Source organism: Agromyces humi (assembly GCF_009720255.1).
GTDB classification, from domain to species: domain Bacteria; phylum Actinomycetota; class Actinomycetes; order Actinomycetales; family Microbacteriaceae; genus Agromyces; species Agromyces humi.
On record NZ_WJSP02000344.1, the window covers coordinates 1 to 4,035 of the forward strand.

Genomic DNA, 4,035 nt, shown 5'->3' on the forward strand with positions numbered 1-4,035 from the left:
GCCCGTGCTCCGCCTGGTGCGCGACCGTCGCGACCAGGCCGGCCTCGGCGCCGAGGCGCGCCGGGCCAACGCCGACGGAGCCCTCGAGGCCCGTCGGCGCCTCGACGAACGGCGGTTCGTGCTGGTCGACGACGTGCTCACGACCGGCGCGACGATCGCCGAGGCGGCACGCGCCGTGACCGTCGCCGGCGGCACGATCGAGGTCGTGGTCGTGCTCGCGCAGACCCCGCTGCGGCGATCGCAGCCGAGTTCCGAATCTCAGCAACCTCTCCGTGACATCGGGAGCGGAGGCGACTACGGTGGCAGGACAGGCGTGGTCGATCCACCCTTCAGATCCGGGTGACACGCCGGTGAATGGAGGTCGTCATGGAACTGAACATCGTTGGACGAAACCTGGGGGTCACCGATCGGTTCCGCGCCTACGCGGCCGAGAAATCGGAGAAGGTCACCCATCTCGCCGAACGAGCCATCTCCCTCGACGTCAAGCTCAGCCGTCACAATGAGAAGAACGGCAATACCGGACCAGACCGCGTCGAGCTCACCCTGGTCGGCAAGGGGCCCGTGGTGCGGGCCGAAGCCGACGGTTCCGACAAGTACGCCGCGTTCGACGTCGCACTCGGGCGACTGCTCGAACGCATCCGCCGCGCCAAGGACCGCCGCAAGGTCCATCGCGGCCAGCGCAGGCCGACCTCGCTCCGCGAGGCGACCGATCTCGGCTTCGCCGAGGTCGGCGTGCAGGCCGCAGCGCCCGAGGTGCTCGAACAGGTGCGCACGGGCAGCATCCCGGTCATCGAGGACGGCCAGGCGTCGCCATCGATGGAGGAGGACGAGGTCTACTGCCCGGTGGTCATCCGCCGCAAGGTGTTCGCCTCCACGCCGATGACCGTCGACGACGCGCTCTACTTCATGGAGCTCGTCGGTCACGACTTCTACCTCTTCGTCGACGCCGAGACGGGACGACCCAGCGTGGTCTACCGCCGCAAGGGCTGGGACTACGGTCTCATCGGCCTCGATGGAGCGGATGCACCGGTCGACGAACCCGCTCCCGAACTGCAGCGCGTCACCGTCTGACACCGCGACGATCGACGCACCCGGGCCGGGTGCGGGCCCATCAGCCCGCACCCGGCCCGCTCGCCGCCTTCGCCCAGCCTGCTGGCCGCTAGCATGGCTATGATGGCCGTCTGCACGGCGGCATCGGGCGTGCCCGGGCGTTCCACTCGAGAACGTGCCATCCAAGGGACGTGGCGCCCGACGACTACAGGAGAACATTCGTGGCTTCGATTCTGGAAAAGGTCCTCCGCGTCGGCGAGGGCCGAACCCTCAGGCGGCTGGAGAACTACGCTGCGGCGATCAACTCCCTCGAAGACGACTTCCAGGCCCTCAGCGACGAGGAACTGAAGCACGAGACGGTGGAGCTGCGCGAGCGCTATGCGAACGGCGAGTCGCTCGACGACCTGCTGCCCGAGGCGTTCGCCGCCGTCCGTGAGGCGAGCCGTCGCACGCTCGGCCTCCGTCACTTCGACGTGCAGCTCATGGGCGGCGCCGCGCTGCACCTCGGCAACATCGCCGAGATGAAGACCGGTGAGGGCAAGACCCTCGTCGCGACCACGGCCGCCTACCTGAACGCGCTGACGAGCCGTGGCGTGCACGTCATCACGGTGAACGACTTCCTCGCGAGCTACCAGTCCGAGCTGATGGGCCGCGTGTTCCGCGCGCTCGGCATGACGACCGGATGCATCGTGGCCGGCCAGACCCCCGCAGTGCGGCGCGAGCAGTACGCCGCCGACATCACGTACGGCACGAACAACGAGTTCGGGTTCGACTACCTGCGCGACAACATGGCGTGGCAGTCGAGCGACATGGTGCAGCGCGGCCACTACTTCGCCATCGTCGACGAGGTCGACTCGATCCTCATCGACGAGGCGCGCACGCCCCTCATCATCTCCGGCCCGGCGTCGGGCGAGGCCAACCGTTGGTTCAACGAGTTCGCGAACCTCGCCAAGCGGCTCGTGCCCGACGAGGACTACGAGGTCGACGAGAAGAAGCGCACGGTCGGGGTGCTGGAGCCCGGTATCGAGAAGGTCGAGGATTACCTCGGCATCGACAACCTCTACGAGTCCGCGAATACCCCGCTCATCTCGTTCCTGAACAACTCCATCAAGGCGAAGGCCCTCTTCAAGCGCGACAAGGACTACGTCGTCATGAACGGCGAGGTGCTCATCGTCGACGAGCACACCGGCCGCATCCTCGTCGGCCGCCGCTACAACGAGGGCATCCACCAGGCGATCGAGGCCAAGGAGGGCGTGCAGGTCAAGGCCGAGAACCAGACCCTCGCCACCGTCACCCTGCAGAACTACTTCCGCCTCTACGCGAAGCTCTCCGGCATGACCGGCACCGCCGAGACCGAGGCGGCCGAGTTCATGTCGACCTACAAGCTCGGCGTCGTGCCCATCCCGACGAACAAGCCGATGGTCCGCATCGATCAGCCCGACCTCGTCTACAAGAACGAGGAGGCGAAGTTCGCGCAGGTCGTCGAGGACATCGTCGAGCGTCACGGCAAGGGCCAGCCCGTGCTCGTCGGCACCACGAGCGTCGAGAAGAGCGAGTACCTCTCGCGCCTCCTCGCCAAGAAGGGCGTTCGCCACGAGGTGCTGAACGCCAAGAACCACGCCCGCGAGGCGGCGATCGTCGCGCAGGCCGGCCGCCACGGCGCGGTCACGGTGGCGACGAACATGGCCGGTCGAGGCACTGACGTCATGCTCGGCGGCAACGCCGAGTTCCTCGCCGTCCAGCAGATGCACGAGCGCGGGCTCAGCCCCGTCGAGACGCCCGACGAGTACGAGGCGGCGTGGGACGAGGTGTTCCAGAAGGTCAAGGCGGAGGTCGCGGTCGAGGCCGAGAAGGTGCTCGCCGCCGGCGGGCTCTACGTCCTCGGCACGGAGCGCCACGAGTCGCGGCGCATCGACAACCAGCTCCGCGGTCGCTCCGGCCGTCAGGGCGACCCGGGTGAGAGCCGCTTCTACCTGTCGTTGACCGATGACCTGATGCGGCTCTTCAACGCGGGCGCAGCCGAGAGCCTCATGTCGCGTGGCGTCCCCGATGACGTGGCCATCGAGTCGAAGGTGGTCAGCCGCGCCATCCGCTCGGCGCAGTCGCAGGTGGAGGCGCGCAACGCCGAGATCCGCAAGAACGTGCTCAAGTACGACGACGTGCTGAATCGCCAGCGCGAGGCGATCTACGGCGACCGACGCCACATCCTCGAGGGCGACGACCTCCACGAGCGCACCCAGACGTTCCTCGAGAACGTGATCGACGAGGTGCTCGACGCCCACACCGCCGAGGGAAACCCCGACGAGTGGGACTTCGACGCGCTGTGGACCGAGCTGAAGACCCTCTACCCGATCGGCATCACGATCGACGAGGTCGTCGCCGAGGCCGGCGAGAAGGGGCGTATCAACCGCGACTTCATCCGGCGCGAGATCCTCTCCGACGCGAAGCTCGCCTACCAGCGCCGCGAGGAGCAGCTCGGCAGCCCCGCGATGCGCGAGCTCGAGCGTCGCGTGGTGCTCTCCGTGATCGACCGCCGCTGGCGGGACCACCTCTACGAGATGGACTACCTCAAGGACGGCATCGGCCTGCGTGCCATGGCGCAGCGCGACCCGCTCGTGGAGTACCAGCGCGAGGGCTACGCGATGTTCCAGCAGATGATGGGCTCCATCCGTGAGGAGACGGTGGGCTTCCTCTTCAACCTCGAGGTCGAGGTGGCACCCCAGGCCGGCGTCGGCGGCGCGACGATCGAGGCCAAGGGCCTCGGGCGTCAGGGCGCGTCGGAGGATAAGCTGAGCTACTCCGCGCCGAGCGACTCGGGTGGCGTCGAGGTGCGCAACCAGCGCGGGCAGGTGCAGCAGGCGGCGACCTGCCGACCCTCCGTCGCGGTGAGTCCCGGCACGGGTGGTGGAAGCTGGACGCGGTCGCCGCGTACCTGGACGCGCACCCGGAGGTTGAGCGTGCGGTGTGGTTGGACGACCAGTTGGG

At 68.1% G+C, this 4,035-nt stretch carries 3 protein-coding genes; all 3 read left to right on the plus strand.

Annotation, left to right across the window (positions count from 1 at the left end; genetic code table 11):
* The coding region (locus GH736_RS18635; RefSeq protein WP_407922373.1) for a ComF family protein at positions 1–343 on the plus strand (343 nt) is incomplete at its 5' end.
* Between the two features lie 23 nt (positions 344–366).
* Entirely contained in the window at positions 367–1,071 is a 705-nt protein-coding gene (gene hpf / locus GH736_RS18640; protein WP_159606023.1) for a ribosome hibernation-promoting factor, HPF/YfiA family, read from the plus strand.
* A gap of 200 nt (positions 1,072–1,271) precedes the next feature.
* On the plus strand, positions 1,272–4,035 hold a 2,764-nt coding region (gene secA / locus GH736_RS18645; RefSeq protein WP_159606025.1), incomplete at its 3' end, for a preprotein translocase subunit SecA.

What these genes read in the sequence shown, in the direction of transcription:
- hpf (WP_159606023.1), top strand. Translation starts at nt 367, where the DNA reads ATGGAACTGAACATCGTTGGACGAAACCTGGGGGTCACCGATCGGTTC.